The sequence below is a fragment of the Pseudomonas sp. A genome (assembly GCF_056270345.1).
Window position 1 is genome coordinate 797,030 of the sequence record NZ_CM149873.1, and the last position, 20,344, is coordinate 817,373.

Genomic DNA, 20,344 nt, shown 5'->3' on the forward strand with positions numbered 1-20,344 from the left:
GAATAGGGATTCCTGAAGATTTCACCAGCCCTGTGGGAGCGGGTTTACCCGCGAAGCGAGCACTGCGGTGCATGGCACCGGCTGTGCCGGTGTTCGCGGGTGAACCCGCTCCCACGGGGGTTAGATGTCGCTCAACGGGTCAGAGTTTAGCTTTTACGGCCGCTTGGGATTCCCCGCCAGCTTTGGTGGTCACCCCCGCGAGCCAGGCATTAAGCACCTGTGGATGGGCCTTCACCCAACCCCTGGCTGCCTCATCAAAGCTCACCTTCTTATCCACAACCTCGGCCATGATGCTGTTCTCCATATCCAGCGTGAACGTCAGGTTGCCCAGCAACTTCGCCGCATTCGGGCACACCTGTGGATATCCCTTGCGGGTCAGCGTGTACACATCACCTTTGCTGCCAAACCATTTTTCGCCACCCGTGAGGTAATGCATCTTCAACTTCACGTTCATCGGGTGCGGGGTCCAACCCAGGAAGGTGATGAACTGCTGCTTCTTCACTGCCCGATCCACCTGGGCCAACATCGCCTGCTCGCTGGACTCGACCAGCTTCCACTGGCCGAGCTCGAAGTCGTTCTTGTCGATGATCTCCTTCAGCGACAGGTTGGCCGGCGCGCCGGAGCCGATGCCATAGAGCTTCTTGTCGAACTTGTCGGCGTACTTGTGCAGGTCGGCGAAGTCCTTCACGCCGGCCTCCCACACATAATCGGGCACCGCCAGGGTGAACTCGGTGCCCTCCAGGTTGCGCGCCAACTGCTGCACGTCGCCATTGGCGATGAACTTGTCATGAAAACCCTGCTGCGCCGGCATCCAGTTGCCGAGGAAGGCATCCACCCGGCCATCCTTGAGGCCGCCGTAGATGATCGGCACGGCCAGGCTGTCAATCTTCACCTGGTAACCCAGGCTTTCCAGGAGCAGGCGGGCGACAGCGTTGGTGCTGGCAATATCGCTCCAGCCGGGGTCGGCCAGCTTCACGGTGCTGCATTGCGCGTCGCCGTCGGCGGCGTGGGCCGTGCCCAGGCTCAGGGCCAGGGCGAGCACGGCGGTGGAGAACTTCTGCATGGCGGCCTCTCTTCTCAATCCAGGGGTGCGGGCTGTGGATAACGTGCCTTGCGCTCGAGGTCGTCGAGATCGATGTGGTTGCGCATGTACTGTTGGCTTGCGTCCACCAGGGGTTGGTGGTCCCAGCTTTTCAGCGTGCCGATGGACAGCGCATCGGCCACCAGACGGCGGCGGCGCTGGCTGGCCAGCACCTGCTGGCGCAGGCTGGGGATATCCCAGCGCTGATTCGCTTCATCGACAAATGCCTGCAGCAGCGCCTGGTGCTCCGGGCTGCCGGTGAGGTTCTCCCGCTCGTGCGGGTCGCGGCTCAGGTCGTAGAGTAAACAGGGGTCGTCCTCGCTGTACACGAACTTGTATGCGCCGCGGCGGATCATCATCAGCGGGCCGACGGTGCCTTCGGCCATGTACTCGCCGATCACCTCGTCATGGCCCCCCTGCCCTTGCAGGTGGCCGAGCAGCGAGCGGCCGTCCAGATGAAGGGTGTTATCCACAGCGCCGCCGGCCAACTCGACCAGGGTCGGCAGCAGATCGCAGGTGGATACGCTGGCGCTGACCCGCGCTGGTGCGAAGCGTTTGGGCGCGTGGATCAGCAACGGCACCCGCGCCGACATCTCGAACCAGTGCATCTTGTACCAGAGCCCGCGCTCGCCAAGCATGTCGCCGTGGTCGCCGGAGAAGACGATCAGGGTGTCGTCGGCCAGGCCGCAGTCTTCCAGCGTCTGCACAAGCAGGCCGATATTGTCGTCGATGTAGCTGCAGGCGCCGAAGTAGGCGCGGCGGGCATCGCGGATCTTGTCCACGGGCAGCGGCTTGTCCCACAGGTCGTAGACCTTGAGCAGGCGTTGCGAGTGCGGGTCTTGCTGGCTCTGGGCGATCATGTCGCGGGGCTGCGGGATATCCACCGCCTCGTAGAGATCCCAGTAGCGTTTGGGGATGGTGTACGGATCGTGCGGGTGGGTCATCGACACGGTCAGGCAGAAGGGCCGGCCATCGTCTTCGCGCACGTGGTCGTAGAGGTACTGGCGTGCCTTGAACACCACCTCTTCGTCGAAATCCAGCTGGTTGGTGCGCACGCAGGGTCCGGCCTGCAACACCGAGGACATGTTGTGGTACCAGCTAGGGCGCTCGTCGGGGACGTCCCAGTTCACCGCCCAGCCGTAATCGGCCGGGTAGATGTCGCTGGTCAGTCTTTGCTCATAGCCATGCAACTGGTCCGGGCCGCAGAAATGCATCTTGCCCGACAGCGCGGTGCGGTAGCCGAGGCGGCGCAGGTAGTGGGCGTAAGTCGGTATATCGGCGGGGAAATCGGCGGCGTTGTCATAGGCGCCGATGCGGCTGGGCAACTGGCCGCTGACCAGGGTGAAGCGCGAGGGGGCGCACAGCGGGCTGTTGCAGTAGGCGGAATCGAACACCACGGCCTGCTCGGCGAGGCGCGCCAGGTTGGGCATCCTGATCGGCGACGGGGTGTAGATCGGCAGCAGCGGCGCGGCCATCTGGTCGGCCATGATGAACAGTATGTTGGGTTGCTTCATGGTGACTTCCATCGTCGAGGGTTATGGAGAACGCTTGCAATCCAGCATGGTGCTGTGGATAACGTGGGTAAAGCCCACGTCGGGCAATGACTGGGATTAGCCAAGCTTATGTTTGAGCACCTTGCGGAACTGTCCCTCGATGCCCTGCGTGTATTCGAGGCCGCCGCACGTCTGCGTGGCTTTACTGCCGCTGCCCTGGAGCTGGGCACCACGCAGCCGGCGGTGAGCCAGCAGGTGAAGCGCCTGGAGGCGCGGCTGGGGACGCGATTGTTCGATCGCATCTACCGGGGCATCGAGCTGACCGAAGCGGGCCAGTTGCTGTTCGAACAGGTGCATCAAGGGTTGCAGGCCATGGACGATGGTGTTGCCTTGGCCAGCGGGCGTGGTCAGCGCGAGGTGTTGCAGGTGGCCACCGACTTCGCCTTTGCCGCGTTCTGGCTGATGCCGCGCTTGCAGCGCTTTCACGAGGCCAATCCACAGGTGGATGTGAGCCTGGTCACCGGCGAGCGCAGCCAGGGGATGTTGCGCCCGGACATCGATGTGGCGGTGCTGTTTGGCGATGGGCGCTTTCACCAGGGTGAGAGCCGCTGGTTGTTCGACGAGGAGGTCTTCCCGGTCTGCAGTCCGCGGCTGGCTCATGGCAAACCCTTGTCAGCCGTGGCTTTGCAACGATTGCCCTTGCTGCATCTGAAGGGCGAGCAGGCCAGTCGCTGGTTCGATTGGGCGGGGGTGTTTCGTGGTCTTGGTGTGGACAGCCCGCCTCCGTCCGGGCAGCTACGGTTTGATAACTACACGCTGCTGATTCAGGCCGCGATTGCCGGGCAAGGGGTGGCCATCGGTTGGGCACATCTGGTTGATGGGCTGGTCGAGCAAGGGTTGTTGTGTCGGCCTATGGAAGGCAGTCTGCGGTCGGAGCGCGGGTATTACGTAGTGCTGCCGCCGCGCAAACGACGCGGGGCGCTGATCCAGCGGTTCGTAGATTGGCTGGAGCTGGAGCGCATGTAGGAGCGGCCTTGTGCCGCGAAAGGGCTGCAAAGCAGCCCCGGTAGTGTTGCGGGATTGCCATAATCTGGGGCCGCTTCGCGCCCCTTTCGCGGCACAAGGCCGCTCCTACAGGGATGGCGTAGACTTCCAGATGTTCGTATTACTGTAATCAGGAGCCACCGTGCAAAGGATCAAGGGCTATCACGCCCACGTGTACTACGACGCATCGACCATGGAACAGGCCCGTGAGCTGTGCGAGGAGGCGGCGCGCCTGTTCTCCGTGACCATGGGGCGCATGCACCAGAAGCCGGTCGGGCCGCACCCGGACTGGAGCTGCCAGTTGGCCTTCGGGCCGGAAGTGGTCGGCGTGGTGCTGCCGTGGCTGGCGCTGTATCGCAAGGGGCTGGTGGTGTTCCTGCACCCGGAAACCGGGGATGAGCTGGCGGATCATCGCGATCATGCGATCTGGATGGGGGCGATCAGGCCGTTGGATCTGTCGATTTTCAAAGAGTAGATCGTTGTTGCCTGTGCGGGCCTCTTCGCGGGTAAACCCGCTCCCACAGGTCAGGTGAAACTATCAGGATCACACCATTACTGTGGGAGCGGGTTTACCCGCGAAGCAGGCGACGCGGATCAGGCCCGGGCGGCGCGCACGCCTTCGGCCAGCGCCGAGCACAGGCTCAGCACATCCTTCACTGCCTGGCCGGCATCCTTGGCCTGGGCGATCTTGTCGACCAGCGCCGAACCCACCACCACGCCATCGGCCAAACGGGCAATGGCGGCGGCCTGCTCAGGCGTGCGGATACCAAAGCCAACACTGATCGGCAGATCGGTATGCCGACGCAGGCGCGCAATGGCCTCGGTCACATGCTCGGTGGTTGCCGAACCGGCACCGGTCACACCGGCCACCGACACGTAGTAGACGAACCCGGAGCTGCGCTCCAGCACGCGCGGCAGGCGCGCATCGTCGGTGGTCGGGGTGGTCAGGCGGATGAAGTCGATACCCGCGGCCTGGGCCGGAGTGGCCAGCTCGGCGTCGTGCTCCGGTGGCAGGTCGACGATGATCAGGCCATCGACGCCGGCTTCCTTCGCCTCGGCGACGAACTGCGCCACGCCGAAACGGTGGATCGGGTTGTAGTAACCCATCAACACGATGGGCGTGGTCTGGTTATCCACACGGAATTCGCGAACCATCTGCAGGGTCTTGGCCAGGGTCTGGCCGGCCTCCAGGGCGCGCAGGGTGGCGAGCTGGATGGCCACGCCGTCGGCCATGGGGTCAGTGAACGGCATCCCCAGTTCGATCACGTCGGCACCGGCCGCTGGCAGGCCCTTGAGGATCTCCAGCGAAGCGTCGTAGCCCGGGTCGCCGGCAGTGACGAAGGTGACCAGTGCCGAGCGGCCTTCGGCCTTCAGTTCGGCGAAGCGTTGTTCGAGACGGCTCATGCCTGTTTCTCCTGGGCGGCCATGTGGTTCATCACGGTTTGCATGTCCTTGTCACCACGACCGGACAGGCAGATCACCATCAGGTGGTCCTTGGGCAGCTTCGGCGCGCGCTTGATCGCCTCGGCCAGGGCGTGGGAGCTTTCCAGCGCCGGGATGATGCCCTCCAGGCGGCAGGTGGCGTGGAAGGCGTCGAGAGCCTCGTCGTCGGTGATACTGACGTACTCCACGCGCTTCACTTCGTGCAGGTAGGCGTGCTCCGGGCCGATGCCGGGGTAGTCCAGGCCTGCCGAGATCGAGTGGGCGTCGGTGATCTGGCCGTCGTCGTCCTGCAGCAGGTAGGTGCGGTTGCCGTGCAGCACGCCCGGCACGCCGCCGTTCAGGCTGGCCGCGTGCTTGTCGGTGTGCACGCCGTGGCCGCCGGCTTCGACGCCGATGATCTGCACGCTGGCATCATCGAGGAAGTCGTGGAACAGGCCCATGGCGTTGGAGCCGCCGCCGACGCAGGCGATCAGGCTGTCGGGCAGGCGCCCTTCCTTCTCCTGCAACTGGGCGCGGGTTTCCTTGCCGATGATCGACTGGAAGTCGCGGACCATCGCCGGGTACGGGTGGGGACCTGCCACGGTGCCGATCAGGTAGAAGGTGTCGTCGACGTTGGTGACCCAGTCACGCAGGGCCTCGTTCATGGCGTCCTTGAGCGTGCCGGTGCCGGCGGTCACCGGGACGATCTCGGCGCCCAGCAGCTTCATGCGGAACACGTTGGCCTGCTGACGCTCGATGTCGGTGGCGCCCATGTAGATCACGCAAGGCAGGCCGAAGCGCGCGGCGACGGTGGCTGTGGCCACGCCATGCATGCCGGCGCCGGTCTCGGCGATCAGGCGTTTCTTGCCCATGCGCTTGGCCAGCAGCACCTGGCCGATGCAGTTGTTCACCTTGTGCGCGCCGGTGTGGTTGAGCTCTTCACGCTTGAAGAAGATCTTCGCGCCGCCGCAGTGCTCGGTCAGGCGCTCGGCGAAGTACAGCGGGTTGGGGCGGCCGATGTAGTCGCGCTGGAAGTAGGCCAGTTCTTCGAGGAACTTGGGGTCGGCCTTGGCGGCTTCGTATTCGCGGGCCAGGTCCAGCACCAGGGGCATCAGGGTTTCGGCCACGTAGCGGCCGCCGAACGAGCCGAACAGGCCGTTGGCATCGGGGCCGGCGCGGTATTGGGTCTGGGTCATGGGGCGCTCCATAAGCGGTGTATGGGTTGGGATCGTGCTGGCTTCTTCGCGGGTAAACCCGCTCCCACAGGTACGGCGTCGCACTTGGAATCTGTGGGAGCGGGCTTGCCCGCGAAGAGGCCGACACTGGTCGATGGGCTTTACTCTACCCACGACATGCCCGGCTGAAAACCGATAAGATTGCGAAAACCTGTCAGGAAAACTCACAAGCCAAATGGCCCAGGACCTTCCCCCCCTCAACGCCCTGCGGGCCTTCGAGGCGACCGCCCGGCTGAACAGTGTCAGCCAGGCTGCCGAAGTACTTCACGTCACCCATGGCGCCGTCAGCCGACAGATCAAGGTGCTTGAGGAGCATCTGGGCGTGGCCCTGTTCGCCAAGGACGGGCGTGGCGTCAAACTCACAGATGCCGGGGTGCGCCTGCGTGATGCCAGCTTCGAGGCCTTCGACCGCTTGCGCAGTGTCTGCGCCGAGCTTTCCCGCGATGCCGACGAAGCGCCCTTCGTGCTCGGTTGTTCCGGCAGCCTGCTGGCGCGCTGGTTCATCCCGCGCCTGGGACGTTTGAAGGCTGACCTGCCGGAGTTGCGCCTGCACCTTTCAGCTGGCGAAGGCGATCTCGATCCTCGCCGCCCGGGGCTGGATGCCCTGCTGGTCTATGCCGAACCGCCCTGGCCGGCGGACATGCAGGTGCATGTGCTCGCCGAAGAGCGGATCGGCCCGGTGATGAGCCCGCACTTCGAAGGCTTCGATCGTTTGAAAGCCGCGCCAGCCGTGGCTTTGCAACGAGAGGCGGTGTTGCACACGACCTCGCGGCCACAGGCCTGGCCGACCTGGGCGCAGCAGCATGGCATCGAGCCCGGCGCGCTGAGTTACGGCCAGGCATTCGAGCATTTGTACTACCTGCTGGAGGCGGCGGTGGCAGGGCTTGGCGTGGCCATCGCGCCACAACCACTGGTGGCGGACGACCTGAAGGCCGGGCGGCTGGCTGCGCCATGGGGCTTCTCACCGACCCGCGCCGCGTTGGCCCTGTGGGTGCCCCGGCGCGCCGCGGACGGGCGCGCCGAGCAGCTGGCGCAATGGCTGCGCCGGGAGCTGCAACAGCAGGCCGGCTAGCTGCGCCGGCACATCAGGTAGGCGGCCAGCAGGCCGAGGGCGCCGACTGCCACACCGGCGGTGGTCCAAGGGTGTTCCTGGGCATAGTCGCGGGTGGCGACACCGGTCTGGCGGGTGCGGGTCTTCACTTCCTCGTAGGCGTCACCGAGCAGGCTGCGTGAATGCTTGAGGGCGTTTTCGGCATTGCCGCGCAGCGCCTTCATGGTCTTGTGCGACTCCTCCGAGGCATCGTGCTTGAGGTGCTCCAGCGTCTTGAGCAGGCTTTCGATCTCGGCTTCCATGCTTTCCAGCGACGCTTTGCGCAGCGAGTTATGGGCCATGGTGACTCTCCTTCGCAGTGATGGGCTGTAAGGAATGCGACTGTGCGGGATGGCGAAAGTGCGATCGAACTTTGCCCTGCGGCGATCGCTCGCAGGTAAACCGGGCCTGCGCTGCTAGGCTCAACGGACTACCCAACCAAGGAGAGCACTCATGTCGGATCATCACACCTACAAGAAGATCGAGCTGGTCGGATCCTCCCCCACCAGCATCGAAGAAGCGATCAACAATGCCCTGGCCGAGGCCGGCAAGAGCATCAAGCACCTGGAGTGGTTCGAGGTGGTCGATACCCGCGGGCATATCCGCGACAACAAGGCCGCGCATTTCCAGGTGACGCTGAAGGTGGGCTTTCGCATCGCCAACAGCTGAAACGAAGCTGGGCTAGGCTTGCCCGGCCTGATCGGGTAATAAGGTTGCAGGGCGCGAGCTTCGCGCCCTTTTCGTCTTTGATCTGTACAAGGAAAGCGATCGATGAAGAAGTTGATTCTGGCCGTGGGGCTGATGGCATTGGCCGGCGGCGCGCTGGCGGCGGGCAAGCCGTGCGAGGAGCTCAAGGCGGAGATTGCGGCGAAGCTGGATGCCAAGGGGGTGAAGGGCTATACGCTGGAGATCGTCAACAAGGGCGATCCGGCGGGCAAGGTGGTCGGCACCTGCGAGGGCGGGACCAAGGAGATTGTCTACCGCCGTGGCTGATGCGCTGGATTCTTCGCGGGCAAGCCCGCTCCCACAGGTATTCCACTGTTATCAAGGTCAGTGAGGTACCTGTGGGAGCGGGTTTACCCGCGAAGAAGATCACTCGGTCTTGAGGGCCTGCGCCATCAGCTCATAGGACCTGATCCGGTCGGCATGCTCATAAAGATCACTGGTAAAGATCAGCTCATCCGCCCCGGTCTGTTCCAGCAGCACCTCCACCTTCGCCCGCACCTTCTGCGGGCTGCCGATCATCGCCAGGCCCAGGAAGCTGCTCACCGCATCGCGCTCATGGGGCAGCCATAGTCCATTCATGCTTTCGACCGGCGGGCGCTGCATCAGGCTCTGGCCACGGATCAGCGCAAGGATGCGCTGGTACACCGACGTCGCCAGGTACTCGGCCTTTTCGTCGGTCTCGGCCACCACCATCGGGATGCCGAGCATCACGTAAGGCTTGTCCAGCGTGGTGGACGGCTTGAAATGGTCACGGTAGATGCGGATCGCCTCGTGCATGTAGCGTGGCGCGAAGTGCGAGGCGAAGGCATAGGGCATGCCGCGCATGCCGGCCAGCTGGGCGCTGAACAGGCTGGAACCGAGCAGCCACATCGGCACCTCGGTGTCGTAACCGGGCACGGCGATCACTTTTTGATCATCGGTACGCGGGCCGAGGTAGCGTGACAGTTCCTCGACATCGTCGGGGAAGTCGTCGGCACTGCCGGAGCGTTCACGCCGCAGGGCGCGGGCGGTCATCTGGTCGGAACCCGGGGCGCGGCCCAGGCCCAGGTCGATACGGCCAGGGTACAGGCTGGCCAGGGTACCGAACTGCTCGGCAATCACCAGCGGCGCATGGTTGGGCAGCATCACCCCGCCGGAACCGATGCGGATGGTCGAGGTGCCACCGGCCAGGTAGCCGATCAGCACGGCGGTGGCCGAACTGGCGATGCCGTCCATGTTGTGGTGTTCGGCGACCCAGAAGCGGTTGTAGCCAAAGCGTTCGGCGTGCCGGGCCAGGTCCAGCGAGTTGTGCAGCGATTGCGCCGGGCTGCCATCGGCGCGCACGGGCACCAGGTCGAGGGTGGATATCTTCAGGTCTCGCAGGTGCGTCATTGGAGCCTCCGCTTCAGGTGATTGGCCAAGGGCCTTGCGAACTCTGTATGGGCATATTCGGCGGATTCAATGCCTGCCTGCAGATTGATCTGAACTTGGCGCAGGCCCAGTCCTCAGAACTGTACATACCCAACCCATGTCCGGGAGGCAGCATGAAAAAGACAGCATCGGCGGTCTGGCAAGGTGGTCTGAAGGACGGCAAAGGCCAGATTTCCACTGAAAGCGGCGCGCTCAAGCAGGCGCCCTACGGCTTCAACACCCGCTTCGAGGGCAGCCCCGGGACCAACCCGGAGGAGCTGATCGGCGCCGCCCATGCCGGGTGCTTCTCGATGGCGCTGTCGATGATGCTGGGCGAGGCGGGTTTCACCCCGGAACGTATCGATACCGTTGCCGAAGTGAGTCTCGACAAGCAGGCCGACGGCTTTGCCATTACCGCCGTGCACCTCACGCTCAAGGCAACAGTGCCGGGTGCCAGCGAAGCGCAATTCAAGGAGATCGCCAACAAGGCCAAGGCGGGTTGCCCGGTCTCCAAGGTACTGAACGCGACTATCAGCCTGGACGCCACCCTGCTTTCCTAGGCGGCGCAACGGCGGCGGTTTCCTGTAGTCTAAACAGCGTTGGCAGCTCGTCTGCCCTGCCTCAGGAGCCGTTCCATGATCCGCGTAGCAATTGGTGTGCTGGCTGCCCTGCTCGCCACGGTCGCACTGGCCGCGCCCAAGCCGTGCGAGGAACTGAAGGCCGAGATCGAAGCGAAGATCCAGGCGCGCGGGGTGACCTCCTACACGCTGGAGATCGTGCCTAACAGCGAAGTCCGCGATCAGAACATGATCGTGGGCAGCTGCGATGGCGGCACGAAGAAGATCATCTACCAGAAGAACGATAGGTAAGGCCGGCTTCCACCTCTGTAGGAGCGGCCTTGTGCCGCGATGGGGCTGCGCAGCAGCACCGGTGATTTTTGTTTGATGCTGAAATCCTGGCGTCCCTATCGCGACACAAGGCCGCTCCAGGCGAATGGCTGTGAGTCCTAGGGAATACAGGTCACGTTGCTCGGCTCGTTGACCACCACCTTGCGGTTGGCGTCGTACAGCAGCACCTGCGGTTGCATCGCCGGGGCCCGTGCCTCCAGGCGATAACGCTGGCCGGCCTTGAAGTCGTTGTAGCGCACGGTGAGATAGCAGGTTCGCTCGGTGGGGTCGGTGCTGAAGCCGCCGGAATGGATCTCGTAGTCAAAGCGCACCACCAGTTCGTGCTTGCCCGGCGTCACCTGGAAGTAGCGACCGTCATCCAGGCGCTGGCCGTCGAGGCGGTCGGCCATGATGGTCCTGCCGGGGGTGATGGTGTAGAGATCGACCCAGGCCTTGCCTGGGTCTACGGGCGGCAAGGGGCTGGCGCACGCCCCCAGTGCACTGAGGGCCATCAGCATCATGGGCTGGCGCATGGTGAAACTCCCGCTCGCGGTTCACAGGTTACAAGCATAGCGCCGTTCGCAGGGTTCAGGTGCGCTGGCAGCCTGCCGGCTCACCTTGGCCGATCAGTTTCTGCTGCTGGTCGTAGAGCTTGATCCAGGGGCGGAAACCGATGCTGCCCGCCTGCATCTGGTAGCGTTGCCCGGCGGTGAAGTCCTTGTAGCTGAGATTGAGCTGGCAGTCGCGCCACAGCGGCTCGTCCACCGGGCCGATGTTGCTGGGCGTCACGGTGAACTGGTAGCGCACGGTCAGCTCATGATTGCCGGGCTGCACCTGGAAATAGCGGGTGTCGGCCCAGTCGCGCTCATCGACCTGCAGGGCGTGCAGCGAGTCGTTGTCACCCGGGGCGAGGTCGATCCAGGCCTGGTTCGGGTCGGCGCGCGGCAGGAATGAGGCACAACCGGACAGCAGCACGAGCGTGCCGGCGGCAAACAGCAGAGTACGCATGGCGAAGCTTCCCCTTGGCGAGATAGTCTTGGTCGCATTCGGCCGACGAGCGAGATAGACAGCCTCGATGTTTGGACTTTTTCTTTTCATGCGCTGCAGCCGTCGGGCTCTGGACCGCGTTTTCACCCGGTTGGTTCCCGTGGCGCTGGGCGTCCTGCTGAGCGGTTGCTCCAGCGTGGGCTATTACGGCCAGTTGGCCGAGGGCCAGTGGCAGTTGTTGCGGGCGCGCCAGCCGCTGGATCGGGTGATCGAGGATCCGGCCACCAGCCCGGTGCTGCGCCAGCGCCTGTCGTTTGCCGAAAAGGCCCGGGCGTTTGCCAGCTCGCAGTTGAAGTTGCCGGACAACGGCAGTTACCGGGTCTACGCCGATTTGGGGCGACCGTATGTGGTGTGGAATGTGTTCGCGACACCTGAGCTGTCGTTGCAGCCGGTGACCCATTGCTTCCCCATCGCCGGCTGCGTGGCTTATCGAGGGTACTACCGGCAGGGCGCGGCCCGCGGCGCGGCGGCGTTGATGCGCCAGGAAGGCCTGGATGTCTATGTGGGAGGCGTGGAGGCTTACTCCACCCTGGGATGGTTCGATGACCCGATTCTGTCGACCATGGCCGGCTGGGGGGATGAGCGCCTGGCCACGGTGATCTTCCATGAGCTGGCGCACCAGCGCTTCTACGTGCAGGACGATACCGAGTTCAACGAGTCGTTCGCCTCGTTCGTCGAACAGGAGGGCACCCGGCAATGGCGCGCGGCACGTGGCTTGGCAGCCATCGACGAGGCTGGCGCCAGGCAGCGCGAGCAGTTCACCCGGCTGGTGCTGGCCAGCCGCGAGCGGTTGCAGGCGATCTATGCCGGGCCGTTGGATGAGGCGAGCAAACGAGCGGCCAAGCAGGTTGAGTTCGAGCGGTTGCGCCGGGAATACCGCGAGGTGCGGGATCGGGATTGGGGCGGGGATCGGCGGTTCGATGCCTGGATCTTTGCGCCATTGAACAATGCCAAGTTGTTGCCTTTTGGGCTTTATGATCAGTGGGTTCCGGCGTTTTCGCAGTTGTTCAAGGATGTTGGTGGGGATTGGTTGCGGTTTTACCAGCGAGTCGAAGAATTGGGTCGGATGCCCATTGATAGGCGCAAGGCACAGTTGGAGCGTCTGATGCCATCGCGGGGCAAGCCCGCTCCCACGCCATGATCAGCTGCCAGCGTGGGACAGAGGACAGCGTGGGAGCGGGCTTGCCCCGCGAAGAGGTCAGCGCGTAAAGGCCTGGTGCAACTCGGCCAGCGTCTCGAAATGGAACGCTGGCGCCTCGGCCTCCAGTTCCTCTCGGCTGCCGAACCCATAGCCCACCGCCACGGCCTGCAACCCATTGCTGCGCGCACCGATCAGGTCATGCTTGCGGTCACCGATCATCAGGGTCTGTGCCGGGTCGAGCCCTTCTTCATCCAGCAGGTGGCGAATCAGCTCGACCTTGTTGGTGCGGGTGCCGTCCAGCTCGCTGCCGTAGATCACCTTGAAGTGCTGGTCGAACTCGAAATGCCGGGCGATCTCGCGGGCATACACCCACGGCTTGGAAGTGGCGATATACAGGGTGCGTCCCTGGCCGTTGAGCGCCTGCAGCAGCTCGGGCACGCCGTCGAACACCAGGTTCTCGTAAAGCCCGGTGACCTTGAAGCGCTCGCGGTAGAAGTTCACCGCATCCCAGGCCTTGGCCTCGTCGAAGCCATAGAACTGCATGAAGGCCTGCAACAGGGGCGGGCCGATGAAGTGCTCGAGGCGGGTCAGGTCCGGCTCGTCGATGCCCAGCTTGGCCAGGGCGTACTGGATCGAGCGGGTGATTCCTGAGCGCGGGTCGGTCAGGGTGCCGTCGAGGTCGAAAAGGATGTTCTGCTGGTGCATGTAATGGATTCCGCTCGAATTCTGGGTCGACTGCTTCGCGGGTAAACCCGCTCCCACAGGCTGTGTGCAAGATCTGTGGGAGCGGGCTTGCCCCGCGATGGCGTCATTGCGGTTGGTCGTAGCCTTCGGCCAGGTGCTGGTCCTTGAGCTTCACGTAGTTGCCGGCACTGTAGGCAAAGAACGCGTGTTCCTGCTCGCTCAGCAGGCGCACCTGCTTCACCGGGCTGCCCATGTACAGGTAGCCGCTGACCAGGCGCTTGCCGGGCGGCACCAGGCTGCCGGCGCCGATGATCACCTCGTCCTCGACGATGGCGCCGTCCATGAGGGTGCTGCCCATGCCGACCAGGATGCGGTTGCCCAGGGTACAGCCATGCAGCATGACTTTGTGACCGATGGTCACCTCGTCACCGATGATCAGCGGAAAACCGTCGGGGTTGAACGGCCCGGCGTGGGTGATGTGCAACACGCTGGCGTCCTGCACGCTGGTGCGCGCGCCGATGCGGATGCGGTGCATGTCGCCGCGTACCACGGTCAGCGGCCAGATCGAGCTGTCCTCGCCGATCTCGACGTCGCCGATGACCACCGCCGAACGGTCGACGAAGGCCCGTGCTCCCACTTTCGGCGTGTGTTGCTGGAAGGTCCGGAGGGCCATGATAGTGTTCCTCTGCAATGCCGATAGGCAGGCTGCCTGCTGCGGTCGGCGTCGATTGTAATTAAGATGGTCCCGTGTTTCTCCTGCCAAGGTACCCGAACCGTGAGTGCGAACAACCCGCTGCTGCAGTCCCATGATCTGCCGCCCTTCTCGGCAATCCGCGCCGAGCATGTGCTGCCGGCGATCGAGCAGATCCTCGCCGACAACCGCAAGGCCATCGCCGAGATCCTCGAAAAGCAGGGCAAGAACCCGACCTGGGCCGGCCTGGTGCTGGCGATGGACGAACTCAACGACCGCCTGGGCGCCGCCTGGAGCCCGGTCAGCCACCTCAATGCGGTGTGCAACAGCCAGGAACTGCGCGAGGCCTACGAGTCGTGCCTGCCGGCCCTGAGCGCCTATTCCACCGAACTGGGCCAGAATCGTGCCCTGTTCGAAGCCTATGAAGCCCTGGCCGCCAGCCCCGAGGCCGCCGGCTTCGATGTGGCGCAGAAGACCATCATCGACCACGCCCTGCGCGACTTCCGTCTGTCGGGCATCGACCTGCCGGCCGACAAGCAGCGGCGCTACGCCGAAGTGCAGAGCAAGCTCAGCGAGCTGGGCAGCCGCTTCTCCAACCAGCTGCTCGATGCCACCCAGGCCTGGACCAAGCACATCACCGACGAGGCCGCCCTCGCCGGCCTGACCGACTCGGCCAAGGCGCAGATGGCCGCCGCCGCCCAGGCCAAGGGCCTCGACGGCTGGCTGATCACCCTGGAATTCCCCAGCTACTACGCGGTGATGACCTACGCCAGCGACCGCGCCCTGCGCGAAGAGCTGTATGCCGCCTACTGCACCCGCGCCTCCGACCAGGGCCCGAACGCCGGCCAGTTCGACAACGGCCCGGTGATGGAAGAGATCCTCGACCTGCGTCAGGAGCTGGCCGGGTTGTTGGGCTACCCGAACTTCGCCGAGCTGAGCCTGGCCACCAAGATGGCCGAGTCCAGCGACCAGGTGCTGAGCTTCCTGCGCGACCTGGCCAAGCGTTCCAAGCCGTTCGCCGCCCAGGACCTGGAACAGCTCAAGGCCTACGCCGCCGAGCAGGGTACCCCTGAGCTGGCCAGCTGGGACGCCGGCTACTTCGGCGAGAAGCTGCGCGAGCAGCGCTACAGCGTGTCGCAGGAAGCCCTGCGCGCCTACTTCCCGATCGACAAGGTGCTGACCGGCCTGTTCGCCATCGTCCAGCGCCTGTACGGCATCGAGATCGCCGAGCTCAAGGGCTTCGACAGCTGGCACCCGGACGTGCGCCTGTTCGAGATCAAGGAAAACGGCCAGCACGTCGGGCGCTTCTTCTTCGACCTCTATGCCCGCGCCAACAAGCGTGGCGGCGCCTGGATGGACGGCGCCCGCGATCACCGCCGCACCGCTGCCGGCCAACTGCAGAGCCCGGTGGCCAACCTGGTGTGCAACTTCACTCCGGCCACGCCCGGCAAACCGGCGCTGCTGACCCACGACGAAGTCACCACCCTGTTCCACGAGTTCGGCCACGGCCTGCACCACCTGCTGACCCGCATCGAGCATGCCGGCGTGTCCGGCATCAACGGCGTGGCCTGGGATGCGGTGGAGCTGCCGAGCCAGTTCATGGAGAACTGGTGCTGGGAGCCCGAGGGCCTGGCGCTCATTTCCGGCCACTACGAGACCGGCGAACCACTGCCCCAGGACCTGCTGGACAAGATGCTGGCGGCGAAGAACTTCCAGTCCGGCATGATGATGGTGCGTCAGCTGGAGTTCTCGCTGTTCGACTTCGAGCTGCACGCCACCCACGGCGACGGCCGCAGCGTGCTGCAGGTGCTCGAAGGCGTGCGCGACGAGGTCTCGGTGATGCGTCCGCCGGCCTACAACCGTTTCCCCAACAGCTTCGCGCACATCTTCGCCGGCGGTTACGCGGCGGGTTACTACAGTTACAAGTGGGCCGAAGTGCTGTCGGCCGACGCCTTCTCGCGCTTCGAGGAAGAAGGCGTGCTGAACGCCGAGACCGGCCGTGCCTTCCGCGAAGCCATCCTGGCCCGTGGCGGCTCCCGTGAGCCGATGGTGCTGTTCGTCGACTTCCGTGGCCGTGAGCCTTCCATCGATGCATTGCTGCGCCACAGTGGCCTTACCGAGGACGCGGCGGCATGAGCGAGGTAGCCGTGAGCAAGAGCAAGCGACGTTTCATCGCCGGGGCGGTATGCCCGGCGTGCAGTGAGATGGACAAGCTGATGATGTGGAACGAGGACGGCGTGCCGCACCGCGAGTGCGTGGCCTGCGGGTTCACCGACACCCTGAACGAACAGGGCCTGTCGGTACCCTCGGAGCTGGGCACCCGGGTCAACCACCTGGCGCCCAAGGCGGCGCCGGCCAAGGTGCAGACCGTGCAGTTCTTCCCCAATCCGAAGCTGAAGAAGCCGGAGTAAGCCTGGGCCCGCTTTGCGGGCCATCGCGGCACAAGGCCGCTCCTACAGGCAATCGCGATCCCCTGTAGGAGCGGCCTTGTGCCGCGATGGGCCGTGCAACGGCCCCTGAATCCGCCTGACGGCACTGGCACTTCATTCAATCCCGGATTACTGTACGCACATACAGTAATCCGGTCTTCCATCATGAAACCAGCCCCCATTCGCGGCCGCGGCACCGCCGACAACCCCCACAACCGCTTCGCCCCGAGCGTTTCAGTGGCCGAGGACGATGGCTGGTACCAGGAAGTCCCACTCACCCAGGGCACCGAGGTGCGGATCGAGACGGCCAAGACCATCATCGCCCGCAACACCTCCCCCGACCTGCCCTTCGACCGCTCCATCAACCCCTACCGTGGTTGCGAGCACGGCTGCATCTACTGCTATGCGCGCCCCAGCCATGCCTACTGGGACCTCTCTCCCGGTCTCGATTTCGAAACCAAGCTGATCGCCAAGACCAATGCCGCCGAAGTGCTTGAGCAGCAACTGAGCAAGCCGGGATACGTCTGTGCGCCGATCAACCTGGGTTCCAACACCGATCCCTACCAGCCCATCGAGCGTGAGCACCAGCTCACCCGGCGTCTGCTAGAGGTGCTGCTGCGCTACCGCCACCCGGTAACCATCGTCACCAAGGGCTCGCTGGTATTGCGCGACCTCGACCTTCTGAGCGAACTGGCCAGCCAGCGCCTGGCGCGGGTGATGATCAGCCTCACCACTCTCGACGATGAACTCAAGCGCACCCTCGAACCCCGCGCGGCCGCTCCGAAGGCGCGCCTGCGGGCGATCCGCGTGTTGCGTGAGGCCGGCGTTCCGGTGGGTGTACTGTGTTCGCCGATGATCCCGATGATCAATGACAGCGAGCTGGAGCACCTGCTGGAGGCGGCGAAAGAGGCAGGCGCGCAGAGCGCGGCGTACATGATGTTGCGCCTGCCGCTAGAGGTGGCGCCGTTGTTCGAGCAGTGGCTGCAGGATCACTACCCGCAGCGGGCCGCGCATGTGCTGAGCCTGATCCGCCAGAGCCGGGGGGGCGAGTTGTATGACAGCCGTTTCGGCGCTCGGATGCGCGGCGAGGGAGTGTTCGCCGAGCTGTTGGCCCAGCGCTTTCGCAAGGCGGCCAGGCGGTTGGGGTTCGAGGGGCGTGAGGACCTGCAGCTCGATTGCAGCGCTTTCTGCGTCCCCGGCGCACAGATGGCGCTGTTCTAGCAGCGCAGTCTCTTTGTCCGAGAGCTATAAGTACAACTAACACAACCTAACAATTTCACTCATGAAGCTTGGCATCTGATGCTTTTTTGCTATTATCCAGTGCTCCCCTCGCCAATCCAGAACGCCCGTTCTAGAGCCTGCGCAATTAAGTTTCAGTTAAGTTTCCTACGCTAGCGTGAGTCATGAGTCAGCAGTGACTGTGATTATTTACCCGTGCGCGTCATCTAAATCCCCGCGTCACCCCAATCTTTCCCCGGTAACATGGAATTCACTTTCAAACCGTCAAGAGGATGAATCATGCCCGTCAAGGACCCATCCAAGGTTGTCCCGGCCGCACCCGCCGAAAGCGCCGATGCCGCCCTCAAGCATATCGTCGACGGCTTCCTGCGGTTCCACACCGAAGTCTTCCCCGAACAGCAAGAGCTGTTCAAGAAACTGGCCACCGCGCAGAAGCCGCGCGCCATGTTCATCACCTGCGCTGACTCGCGCATCGTGCCTGAGCTGATCACCCAGAGCTCGCCGGGCGACCTGTTCGTCACCCGTAACGTCGGCAACGTCGTGCCACCGTATGGCCAGATGAACGGTGGTGTGTCGAGTGCCATCGAATACGCGGTGCTGGCGCTGGGCGTGCACCACATCATCGTCTGCGGCCACTCCGACTGCGGCGCCATGCGCGCGGTGCTCAACCCGCAGTCGCTGGCCAAGATGCCGACCGTTTCCGCCTGGCTGCGTCACGCCGAGGTAGCGCGGACCGTGATCGAGGACAACTGCTCCTGCGGCAGTGAACACGAAAGCATGCAACTGGTGACCAAGGAAAACGTCATCGCCCAGCTGCACCACCTGCGCACCCACCCTTCGGTCGCTTCGCGCCTGGCCGCCGGACAGCTGCATATCCATGGCTGGATCTACGACATCGAAACCAGCCAGATCGAAGCCTACGATGCCGCCAGCGATCGCTTCCTGCCGCTGACCGCCGGTGAGCCGATCCCCTCTGCCACACCGAGAGGCCGCTACTAAGCGACCCGAACACGCTGAACAAGCCTTGATTGCCGGCTGCACCCGATGGGTGCGGCGCGGCCTTCGCCTGCCTTGAATCTCCCTGAATACCTTGCCGGCACACCCGCTGGCGGCCCGCGCCTGCGCGTCATTCAGGGTTCCCCGTGCTAGCGGCCAGCGGAATGGCCGTGAATCTAGAAAGGAGCTACATGGTGAACATGACACAGATAAAGGCGGCCCTGCCGCGCGAGTTGCTGGCTTCGGTGGTGGTCTTCCTGGTCGCCCTGCCATTGTGCATGGGCATTGCCATTGCCTCGGGCATGCCACCGGCCAAAGGACTGATCACCGGGATCATCGGCGGTATCGTGGTGGGCTTTCTCGCCGGCTCGCCGTTGCAGGTCAGCGGCCCGGCGGCCGGCCTGGCGGTGCTGGTGTTCGAACTGGTGCGCCAACATGGCGTGGCCATGCTCGGGCCGATCCTGTTGCTGGCCGGATTGCTGCAGCTGCTGGCCGGGCGCCTGCGCCTGGGTTGCTGGTTCCGGGTCACGGCGCCGGCGGTGGTGTACGGTATGTTGGCCGGGATCGGCGTGCTGATCGTGCTGTCCCAGGTGCATGTGATGTTCGATACGGCGCCTCAGCCCTCGGGTGTGGATAACCTGCTGGGCTTCCCGGCGACGCTGGCTTCGGCCCTGCCGCTGGAAAGCGCGGGCAATGGTTGGCAGGCCGGTGCGCTTGGGCTGGGTACTATCGCCATCATGTGGGGCTGGGAGCGTCTGCGCCCGCAGCGCCTGCGCTTCATTCCCGGAGCCCTGCTCGGGGTGGCGGCAATGACCGCCGTCAGCCTGTGGCTGGCGCTGCCGGTCAACCGTGTGCAGGTGCCGGCCGATCTGTCCGAAGCCATCGACTGGCTGCGTCCGGATGACCTGCTCAAGCTCGCCGACCCGACCCTGCTGGTGGCGGCCTTCGCCCTGGCCTTCATCGCCAGCGCCGAGACCTTGCTGTCCGCTGCCGCCGTCGACCGCATGCACAGCGGCCAGCGTTCGGACTTCGACCGGGAGCTGTCGGCGCAGGGTATCGGCAACATGCTCTGCGGTGCGCTCGGTGCGCTGCCGATGACCGGAGTGATCGTGCGCAGCTCGGCCAACGTTCAGGCCGGCGCCCAGACACGTGCCTCGGCGATATTCCATGGGCTCTGGTTGCTGGCCTTCGTGGTGGCGTTGAGCAGTGTGCTGCAGCAGATCCCGGTGGCCAGCCTGGCCGGGGTGCTGGTCTATACCGGCATCAAACTGGTGGATTTCAAGGCGTTCCGAGGCCTGGGCCGCTATGGGCGGATGCCGATGTTCACCTATGCGGCGACGGCACTGGCGATCATCTTTACCGACCTGTTGACCGGCGTATTGCTGGGCTTTGCCCTGACCCTGCTGAAGCTGGCACTGAAGGCGGCGCGGTTGAAGATTAACCTGGTGGCGTTGGGTACGCCGGGGCACCTGGAACTGCGCCTGAGTGGGGCGGCGACCTTCCTCAAGGTGCCGGCGCTGACCCAGGTGCTTGATACCGTGCCGGAGGGGACGACATTGCATGTGCCGCTGGGCAACCTGAGCTATATCGACCATTCCTGCCTGGAGTTGCTCGAGGACTGGGGGCGCAGCGGCGCGGCCAAGGGCTCGCGGCTGGTGCTGGAGCAGCGGCGTCTGAAGCGGCGGGTCGAGGGAAGGTTGCGGACTACGGCGGGGGTTGGGGCTTAGCGTAAGTCTATAGCGACCTATCG

23 protein-coding genes are annotated in these 20,344 nt (G+C 64.4%); 13 read left to right on the forward strand and 10 right to left on the reverse strand.

Annotated elements, in window-relative coordinates; genetic code table 11:
* Nucleotides 1–139 precede the first annotated feature (139 nt).
* Together choX and betC are read right to left on the reverse strand one after the other, a co-directional pair.
* The gene (gene choX, locus AC0MAZ_RS03570) at nucleotides 140–1,063 is read right to left on the reverse strand and encodes a choline ABC transporter substrate-binding protein (RefSeq protein ID WP_475860201.1); all 924 of its coding nucleotides are present in this window, start codon (nucleotides 1,061–1,063) and stop codon (nucleotides 140–142) included.
* Between the two features lie 14 nt (nucleotides 1,064–1,077).
* A complete protein-coding gene (gene betC / locus AC0MAZ_RS03575) occupies nucleotides 1,078–2,595 on the reverse strand; it encodes a choline-sulfatase (RefSeq protein WP_475860203.1) in 1,518 nt (505 codons plus the stop codon).
* Nucleotides 2,596–2,703: 108 nt separating this feature from the next.
* Between betC and AC0MAZ_RS03580 the strand changes: the two genes are divergently transcribed.
* Nucleotides 2,704–3,600, forward strand: a complete 897-nt coding sequence (locus AC0MAZ_RS03580; protein ID WP_475860205.1) for a choline sulfate utilization transcriptional regulator — start codon at nucleotides 2,704–2,706, stop codon at nucleotides 3,598–3,600.
* Between the two features lie 160 nt (nucleotides 3,601–3,760).
* Nucleotides 3,761–4,093 (forward strand): DOPA 4,5-dioxygenase family protein, encoded by a 333-nt coding sequence (locus AC0MAZ_RS03585; protein WP_475860207.1) that lies wholly within the window; start codon nucleotides 3,761–3,763, stop codon nucleotides 4,091–4,093.
* A 119-nt stretch (nucleotides 4,094–4,212) separates the two neighbouring features.
* Here the strand turns inward: AC0MAZ_RS03585 and trpA are convergent, their stop codons facing one another.
* Both trpA and trpB read right to left on the reverse strand, forming a co-directional pair.
* Nucleotides 4,213–5,022, reverse strand: a complete 810-nt coding sequence (gene trpA / locus AC0MAZ_RS03590; RefSeq protein WP_203649191.1) for a tryptophan synthase subunit alpha — start codon at nucleotides 5,020–5,022, stop codon at nucleotides 4,213–4,215.
* Nucleotides 5,019–6,236: a tryptophan synthase subunit beta gene (gene trpB, locus AC0MAZ_RS03595; RefSeq protein WP_110736082.1), complete on the reverse strand. Its 1,218-nt coding sequence runs from the start codon at nucleotides 6,234–6,236 to the stop codon at nucleotides 5,019–5,021. Before trpB ends, trpA begins: the two co-directional genes overlap by 4 nt.
* 214 nt (nucleotides 6,237–6,450) lie before the next feature.
* On the opposite strand from trpB, the gene AC0MAZ_RS03600 reads away from it, so the two are divergent.
* Nucleotides 6,451–7,347 carry a LysR family transcriptional regulator gene (locus tag AC0MAZ_RS03600; protein WP_232855455.1) on the forward strand — a complete coding sequence of 299 codons (897 nt, stop codon included), beginning with the start codon at nucleotides 6,451–6,453 and terminating at the stop codon, nucleotides 7,345–7,347.
* Here the strand turns inward: AC0MAZ_RS03600 and AC0MAZ_RS03605 are convergent.
* A complete protein-coding gene (locus AC0MAZ_RS03605) occupies nucleotides 7,344–7,667 on the reverse strand; it encodes an ElaB/YgaM/YqjD family protein (protein ID WP_475860209.1) in 324 nt (107 codons plus the stop codon). The genes AC0MAZ_RS03600 and AC0MAZ_RS03605 overlap by 4 nt on opposite strands.
* 151 nt (nucleotides 7,668–7,818) lie before the next feature.
* Here AC0MAZ_RS03605 and AC0MAZ_RS03610 point away from each other — a divergent pair, with 151 nt between their 5' ends.
* Both AC0MAZ_RS03610 and AC0MAZ_RS03615 read left to right on the forward strand, forming a co-directional pair.
* Complete coding sequence (locus AC0MAZ_RS03610) at nucleotides 7,819–8,034, forward strand: dodecin (RefSeq protein WP_011531496.1); 216 nt, start codon at nucleotides 7,819–7,821, stop codon at nucleotides 8,032–8,034.
* A 102-nt stretch (nucleotides 8,035–8,136) separates the two neighbouring features.
* The gene (locus AC0MAZ_RS03615; protein WP_110736077.1) at nucleotides 8,137–8,358 is read left to right on the forward strand and encodes a DUF1161 domain-containing protein; all 222 of its coding nucleotides are present in this window, start codon (nucleotides 8,137–8,139) and stop codon (nucleotides 8,356–8,358) included.
* 99 nt (nucleotides 8,359–8,457) lie between these two features.
* Here the strand turns inward: AC0MAZ_RS03615 and AC0MAZ_RS03620 are convergent, their stop codons facing one another.
* Entirely contained in the window at nucleotides 8,458–9,462 is a 1,005-nt protein-coding gene (locus tag AC0MAZ_RS03620; protein ID WP_475860211.1) for an LLM class flavin-dependent oxidoreductase, read from the reverse strand.
* Between the two features lie 152 nt (nucleotides 9,463–9,614).
* Between AC0MAZ_RS03620 and AC0MAZ_RS03625 the strand changes: the two genes are divergently transcribed.
* Both AC0MAZ_RS03625 and AC0MAZ_RS03630 read left to right on the forward strand, forming a co-directional pair.
* Entirely contained in the window at nucleotides 9,615–10,040 is a 426-nt protein-coding gene (locus tag AC0MAZ_RS03625; RefSeq protein ID WP_203649185.1) for an OsmC family protein, read from the forward strand.
* A gap of 75 nt (nucleotides 10,041–10,115) precedes the next feature.
* On the forward strand, nucleotides 10,116–10,349 hold the full coding sequence (locus AC0MAZ_RS03630; protein ID WP_475860213.1) for a DUF1161 domain-containing protein: 234 nt from the start codon (nucleotides 10,116–10,118) through the stop codon (nucleotides 10,347–10,349).
* A gap of 137 nt (nucleotides 10,350–10,486) precedes the next feature.
* Here AC0MAZ_RS03630 and AC0MAZ_RS03635 read toward each other — a convergent pair whose 3' ends face one another.
* The gene (locus tag AC0MAZ_RS03635) at nucleotides 10,487–10,900 is read right to left on the reverse strand and encodes a PA0061/PA0062 family lipoprotein (RefSeq protein WP_203649181.1); all 414 of its coding nucleotides are present in this window, start codon (nucleotides 10,898–10,900) and stop codon (nucleotides 10,487–10,489) included.
* Nucleotides 10,901–10,955: 55 nt separating this feature from the next.
* Entirely contained in the window at nucleotides 10,956–11,375 is a 420-nt protein-coding gene (locus AC0MAZ_RS03640; RefSeq protein WP_254463949.1) for a PA0061/PA0062 family lipoprotein, read from the reverse strand.
* An 88-nt stretch (nucleotides 11,376–11,463) separates the two neighbouring features.
* On the opposite strand from AC0MAZ_RS03640, the gene AC0MAZ_RS03645 reads away from it, so the two are divergent.
* Nucleotides 11,464–12,555 (forward strand): aminopeptidase, encoded by a 1,092-nt coding sequence (locus AC0MAZ_RS03645; RefSeq protein ID WP_475860215.1) that lies wholly within the window; start codon nucleotides 11,464–11,466, stop codon nucleotides 12,553–12,555.
* Between the two features lie 57 nt (nucleotides 12,556–12,612).
* Here the strand turns inward: AC0MAZ_RS03645 and AC0MAZ_RS03650 are convergent, their stop codons facing one another.
* Together AC0MAZ_RS03650 and AC0MAZ_RS03655 are read right to left on the reverse strand one after the other, a co-directional pair.
* The gene (locus tag AC0MAZ_RS03650; protein ID WP_203649175.1) at nucleotides 12,613–13,260 is read right to left on the reverse strand and encodes an HAD family hydrolase; all 648 of its coding nucleotides are present in this window, start codon (nucleotides 13,258–13,260) and stop codon (nucleotides 12,613–12,615) included.
* A gap of 103 nt (nucleotides 13,261–13,363) precedes the next feature.
* Entirely contained in the window at nucleotides 13,364–13,912 is a 549-nt protein-coding gene (locus AC0MAZ_RS03655; protein WP_232855458.1) for a gamma carbonic anhydrase family protein, read from the reverse strand.
* Nucleotides 13,913–13,978: 66 nt separating this feature from the next.
* Between AC0MAZ_RS03655 and prlC the strand changes: the two genes are divergently transcribed.
* The 5 genes from prlC to AC0MAZ_RS03680 all read left to right on the forward strand — a co-directional run bounded on the left by prlC (nucleotide 13,979) and on the right by AC0MAZ_RS03680 (nucleotide 20,321).
* A complete protein-coding gene (gene prlC / locus AC0MAZ_RS03660; RefSeq protein ID WP_475860218.1) occupies nucleotides 13,979–16,066 on the forward strand; it encodes an oligopeptidase A in 2,088 nt (695 codons plus the stop codon).
* Nucleotides 16,063–16,341 (forward strand): YheV family putative zinc ribbon protein, encoded by a 279-nt coding sequence (locus AC0MAZ_RS03665; protein WP_110736062.1) that lies wholly within the window; start codon nucleotides 16,063–16,065, stop codon nucleotides 16,339–16,341. Before prlC ends, AC0MAZ_RS03665 begins: the two co-directional genes overlap by 4 nt.
* Before the next feature lie 183 nt (nucleotides 16,342–16,524).
* Nucleotides 16,525–17,580 carry a PA0069 family radical SAM protein gene (locus AC0MAZ_RS03670; RefSeq protein WP_475860220.1) on the forward strand — a complete coding sequence of 352 codons (1,056 nt, stop codon included), beginning with the start codon at nucleotides 16,525–16,527 and terminating at the stop codon, nucleotides 17,578–17,580.
* Between the two features lie 297 nt (nucleotides 17,581–17,877).
* A complete protein-coding gene (locus tag AC0MAZ_RS03675; RefSeq protein WP_203649169.1) occupies nucleotides 17,878–18,597 on the forward strand; it encodes a carbonic anhydrase in 720 nt (239 codons plus the stop codon).
* A 188-nt stretch (nucleotides 18,598–18,785) separates the two neighbouring features.
* A complete protein-coding gene (locus tag AC0MAZ_RS03680; RefSeq protein WP_475860222.1) occupies nucleotides 18,786–20,321 on the forward strand; it encodes a SulP family inorganic anion transporter in 1,536 nt (511 codons plus the stop codon).
* Nucleotides 20,322–20,344 lie beyond the last annotated feature (23 nt).

Bases quoted from the DNA above. Each gene is read 5' to 3' on its own strand.
- choX (WP_475860201.1), bottom strand. From the start codon at position 1,063: ATGCAGAAGTTCTCCACCGCCGTGCTCGCCCTGGCCCTGAGCCTGGGC.
- betC (WP_475860203.1), bottom strand. From the start codon at position 2,595: ATGAAGCAACCCAACATACTGTTCATCATGGCCGACCAGATGGCCGCG.
- AC0MAZ_RS03580 (WP_475860205.1), top strand. From the start codon at position 2,704: ATGTTTGAGCACCTTGCGGAACTGTCCCTCGATGCCCTGCGTGTATTC.
- trpA (WP_203649191.1), bottom strand. From the start codon at position 5,022: ATGAGCCGTCTCGAACAACGCTTCGCCGAACTGAAGGCCGAAGGCCGC.
- trpB (WP_110736082.1), bottom strand. From the start codon at position 6,236: ATGACCCAGACCCAATACCGCGCCGGCCCCGATGCCAACGGCCTGTTC.
- AC0MAZ_RS03600 (WP_232855455.1), top strand. From the start codon at position 6,451: ATGGCCCAGGACCTTCCCCCCCTCAACGCCCTGCGGGCCTTCGAGGCG.
- AC0MAZ_RS03605 (WP_475860209.1), bottom strand. From the start codon at position 7,667: ATGGCCCATAACTCGCTGCGCAAAGCGTCGCTGGAAAGCATGGAAGCC.
- AC0MAZ_RS03610 (WP_011531496.1), top strand. From the start codon at position 7,819: ATGTCGGATCATCACACCTACAAGAAGATCGAGCTGGTCGGATCCTCC.
- AC0MAZ_RS03615 (WP_110736077.1), top strand. From the start codon at position 8,137: ATGAAGAAGTTGATTCTGGCCGTGGGGCTGATGGCATTGGCCGGCGGC.
- AC0MAZ_RS03620 (WP_475860211.1), bottom strand. From the start codon at position 9,462: ATGACGCACCTGCGAGACCTGAAGATATCCACCCTCGACCTGGTGCCC.
- AC0MAZ_RS03625 (WP_203649185.1), top strand. From the start codon at position 9,615: ATGAAAAAGACAGCATCGGCGGTCTGGCAAGGTGGTCTGAAGGACGGC.
- AC0MAZ_RS03630 (WP_475860213.1), top strand. From the start codon at position 10,116: ATGATCCGCGTAGCAATTGGTGTGCTGGCTGCCCTGCTCGCCACGGTC.
- AC0MAZ_RS03635 (WP_203649181.1), bottom strand. From the start codon at position 10,900: ATGCGCCAGCCCATGATGCTGATGGCCCTCAGTGCACTGGGGGCGTGC.
- AC0MAZ_RS03640 (WP_254463949.1), bottom strand. From the start codon at position 11,375: ATGCGTACTCTGCTGTTTGCCGCCGGCACGCTCGTGCTGCTGTCCGGT.
- AC0MAZ_RS03645 (WP_475860215.1), top strand. From the start codon at position 11,464: ATGCGCTGCAGCCGTCGGGCTCTGGACCGCGTTTTCACCCGGTTGGTT.
- AC0MAZ_RS03650 (WP_203649175.1), bottom strand. From the start codon at position 13,260: ATGCACCAGCAGAACATCCTTTTCGACCTCGACGGCACCCTGACCGAC.
- AC0MAZ_RS03655 (WP_232855458.1), bottom strand. From the start codon at position 13,912: ATGGCCCTCCGGACCTTCCAGCAACACACGCCGAAAGTGGGAGCACGG.
- prlC (WP_475860218.1), top strand. From the start codon at position 13,979: ATGGTCCCGTGTTTCTCCTGCCAAGGTACCCGAACCGTGAGTGCGAAC.
- AC0MAZ_RS03665 (WP_110736062.1), top strand. From the start codon at position 16,063: ATGAGCGAGGTAGCCGTGAGCAAGAGCAAGCGACGTTTCATCGCCGGG.
- AC0MAZ_RS03670 (WP_475860220.1), top strand. From the start codon at position 16,525: ATGAAACCAGCCCCCATTCGCGGCCGCGGCACCGCCGACAACCCCCAC.
- AC0MAZ_RS03675 (WP_203649169.1), top strand. From the start codon at position 17,878: ATGCCCGTCAAGGACCCATCCAAGGTTGTCCCGGCCGCACCCGCCGAA.
- AC0MAZ_RS03680 (WP_475860222.1), top strand. From the start codon at position 18,786: ATGGTGAACATGACACAGATAAAGGCGGCCCTGCCGCGCGAGTTGCTG.